Below are 3,712 nucleotides of genomic sequence, written 5' to 3'. Positions count from 1 at the left end.
CATCTCAAAGACCCCGATCTCATCCACCGGCCCGAAACGATTCTTGACCGCCCGCAGGAGGCGATAGGGACCGGAGCGTTCCCCCTCAAAGTAAAGCACCACATCGACCAGGTGTTCCAGTACCCGGGGTCCGGCCAGCGCCCCCTCCTTGGTTACGTGCCCCACGATGAAGACCGCGGTGTCCCTTTCCTTGGCCCAGCGCAGGAGTCGGGCCGCGGCTTCCCGCACCTGGGAAACCGAACCCGGAGCCGAGGATAGCTCCGGGAGATAAACGGTCTGGATGGAATCCACGATCAGGACCCGGGGCGGTTCCTCCCCCAGGGTTTCCAGCACCGCGGAGAGATCGTTCTCCACCACCAGCTCCAGTTCCCCGGGCACGGAGAGCCTTTCGGCTCGCAGACGCACCTGGGCCGCGGATTCCTCGGCGGAGAGATAGACCACCCGCCAGCCCCGGCGCACATACTCCCGGGCCACCTGAAGGAGAAGGGTGGATTTTCCTATCCCGGGGTCCCCGCCGATCAGGACCAGGGAGGCCGGAACCAGCCCCCCACCCAACACCCGATCCAGTTCGGAGATTCCCGAGGGATACCGCTGAACCCGGGTGCTGGCCACTTCCGCCAACTTAAGGATTTGAGCCCGGCGAGAGGACTTCCTGCGGACCTTATCCGGGGCCGGCTCCTCTATCAGGGTATCCCAGGCCCCGCATCCCGGACACCGCCCCAGCCACTTCACGGAACGATAACCGCATTCACGACAATAAAAAGCCATGTTCTTATCATATTTACTGGGTCCCGCAAACAAAATAAAGGGGGAGGTTTGAACCTCCCCCTTTAAGTCCGAATCGCGACCTCTCCCCTAACCCGGGGGCTCTCCCCAGGGTCTTAATTCCACCAGCTCCAGGGCCTTGGTGGTACATTTGCTCACGCAGGCCGGCTTGAGCCCCCGGTCGATCCGATCCTTACAGAGATCACATTTGATGGCCTTTCCGGTGGCCGGATTGTACTGAGGAATGTGCCAGGGGCAGGCCCCTGCACAGAGCATACATCCCACACACCGGGTCTCATCCACGAAAACTATCCCATCCTCCCGCTTTTTCATGGCCCCGGTTGGACATGCCGCCACACAAAGAGGATCATCACAGTGATAACAGGACCGAAAAAGGAACTCGGTCTTGGGGATATTCTTGACTCTTTTTAAGGGCTGGCAAGAGATCTCACAGAGGATGGGCCCCACCGGCAGACTCTTATTCACCTTGCAGTGAATCTCGCAGGCATGACACCCGATACACCTCTTGGCATTATGGTAAAGGGTATATCTACGCAGATTCATAGTTCCACCCTCCTTTTAGGGTTTTGGGGGCTGCGCCTTATGGTCACGAACTTTTCGCAAAGACACAGGCCGCCCCCCACCGGATCCATGTGCTGTAGGAGCCCCTCCATGAGCTTCTGATCCGAAAGTCCCACCTTGTAGGAACGACTCTGATAAGGCACCTCCCTTCCGAATCCGTGCACGGTATAAACCGCTTCGGGATGGATAAATTCGGTAACGTGGGCCTTGACGGTAAACTTCACCGTCTCGGCGATCACATCCACCAGATCTCCCTCCTCGATGCCCAGTTTCTGGGCCTCGCGCTGGTTGATCCAGAGGGTGTTCTCCGGCATGAGCTCGTTGAGAAGCGGATTGTTGATGGTGTGACCATGGGTATGTACCGGAGCCCGACCGAACACCAGACGATACCGACCCTTGGGAGGTCTGGCCGGAGATTGATAGGCCTTGAAGGAGGGAATATCCAGGGATTCGAGCTTCCGACTCACGAATTCTATCTTCCCCGAAGGGGTCTTGAACTTTCCCTCCAGCTGGTCCCGGGGATAGAGAATGGGGTGATCGGTTAGAGGAATGAAACCCTTTTCCTGGAAGTCCTCCGGTCGATAGCCTGTGGGCTCCAGCTGCCATTCCCAGATCTCCTCGATCCTGCGGAAGGGAAAGAAGTCCGTGAGCCCAAGTCGTTCGGCGAGCATGGAGACGATTTCCCAGTTGGCCCGGGTGTTGAAACGGGGCTCCACCGCCCTCTGGCGGAGAAAAAGATAAGGTTTGGCCCCTCTCTTTAGGGCCACAGGAGTCTCCCTTTCCAGATAGGTGGATTCCGGAAGAATAACATCGCTCCACCAGGCAAATTCACTGTAATGGGTATCGATGGCCACCAGGAGCTCACATCGTTCCAGGGCTTCCTTCTGGGCTTCGGGATCCGGAAAACAGGTCAGCGGATCGTGTCGGTAACAGATGAGGGCCTTTATCGGATAGGGATCCTCGGTGAGCATAGCCTCGTAAAAAAGATGAAAAAGCCCCACCCCGGGGTCAAAGTGCCGGTATTTCCAGCCCACTCCATCGGCACGTTTCTCTTCGGGTTTTTTTACCCGGGAGGTAAAGTTCCGAGGAGGCTGAACCCCGCAATCCGCGGCTCCCTTGGCTATGATCTGCCCTCCGGGGATTTCGATATTCCCCATAAGCACATTAAGGATATGAATGGCCCGGCTGGCGTAGAAAGAATCCCGGTAGCGGGCCAGCATCCATCCCCGATGGAAGATCACCCGCGGTCGCTGGGTAGCGATCTCTTCCACGAACTTTTTGATCTCCCCGGCTCGGATTCCGCACTCCCGGGCCGCCCACTCCGCGGTATAGGGCTCCACAAAGGCAGCCAGTTCCTCAAAACCCTCGGTATATCGATCCACAAATTCCTTATCGTAGGCTCCCTGGCGCAGCACCTCGTTAATAATGCCCAGAAGTAGGGCGTAATCCGTACCCGGACGCACCAGCCAGAAACGATGAGCCTTAATTCCGGTGAGGGTCTGTCTTACATCTACATAGGTGAGACGCCCTCCCCGATCGAGCATATCCATAACCTGATTGACCTCTGCCACCCCCAGTGAAGAGAGAATGTTGCGACCGAAGAGAACGAGATGCTCGGTGTTACGAATGTCCAGATCAAAACCCTTCCGTCCCAGACCGTAAACGGAAAGACTAGCGTGATGGACATTTCTGCCGCAGGCACTATCGTGATTGGTATAGTTGGGGGATCCCAGGGCAAAGGTGAAGGCCTTGAATAGATCCTGCCAAGGCCCACCCCGGGTGCTTACCACCACCGAGCGGGCCCCATAGCGGGCGATGATCTTTTCCAGTTTTTCCGCCACGTATTGGATGGCCTTTTCCCAGCTTACCTGTTCCCATTTTCCCGATCCCCGGGGTCCGCTCCGGATCATGGGGGTTTGGGGTCTCTCGCAATCGTTGAGAAGGGCCACCCCGGCCCCACCCCGGGCGCACAGACTTCCGCCCAGAAGATAGGGATTGCCCTCGATCCATTTCACCTCGTTATCCTCCACCTCTACCCGAATGGGACACCTTACCGTACACATACCACAAACGCTCCAAACCGTTCTCCCCATGTTTACCTCCCTTCTAGGCTAAATTTTTCCCGGCCCGATCCGGGCCGCCTTCCGCCATCCGGATCCTTTTTTCCAGCACTTCGGCCAGGCTTCTCATCCGCCGCACCGTGGACCCGGTCTCCTCAAGCCTCCTCTCCCACCGGGAAAAAAGGGGCAACCTACGCTTGATCAGCCCGAAAAACCAGTAGGCAAAAAGATAGAGCATCCCGAAGGTGAAAAGATAGTGGACCGTACTCCCCAGAAACGGCACCCGAAAGGGAAGCGGAAACTCT

The 3,712-nt window shown here is 57.4% G+C and carries 4 protein-coding genes; all 4 read right to left on the bottom strand.

What is annotated here, in order from left to right:
* Window positions 1-768 (bottom strand): DNA repair protein RadA (locus F8J34_RS00840; protein WP_297055408.1); only part of this gene is annotated, 768 nt, incomplete at its 3' end.
* An 87-nt stretch (window positions 769-855) separates the two neighbouring features.
* Window positions 856-1,329, bottom strand: a complete 474-nt coding sequence (locus tag F8J34_RS00835; RefSeq protein WP_297055406.1) for a 4Fe-4S dicluster domain-containing protein — start codon at window positions 1,327-1,329, stop codon at window positions 856-858.
* Window positions 1,326-3,440 carry a molybdopterin-dependent oxidoreductase gene (locus tag F8J34_RS00830; RefSeq protein WP_297055403.1) on the bottom strand — a complete coding sequence of 705 codons (2,115 nt, stop codon included), beginning with the start codon at window positions 3,438-3,440 and terminating at the stop codon, window positions 1,326-1,328. Before F8J34_RS00830 ends, F8J34_RS00835 begins: the two co-directional genes overlap by 4 nt.
* A 13-nt stretch (window positions 3,441-3,453) precedes the next feature.
* Window positions 3,454-3,712, bottom strand: a 259-nt coding sequence (locus F8J34_RS00825; RefSeq protein ID WP_297055400.1) for a hypothetical protein, incomplete at its 5' end; no start/stop codon positions are given.

Origin of the sequence: Thermosulfurimonas sp., assembly GCF_015491435.1 — a bacterium.
GTDB lineage: Bacteria > Desulfobacterota > Thermodesulfobacteria > Thermodesulfobacteriales > Thermodesulfobacteriaceae > Thermosulfurimonas_A.
The sequence above is the reverse complement of the archived record's forward strand: the minus strand, read 5'-3'. Positions and strand labels throughout refer to the sequence as shown.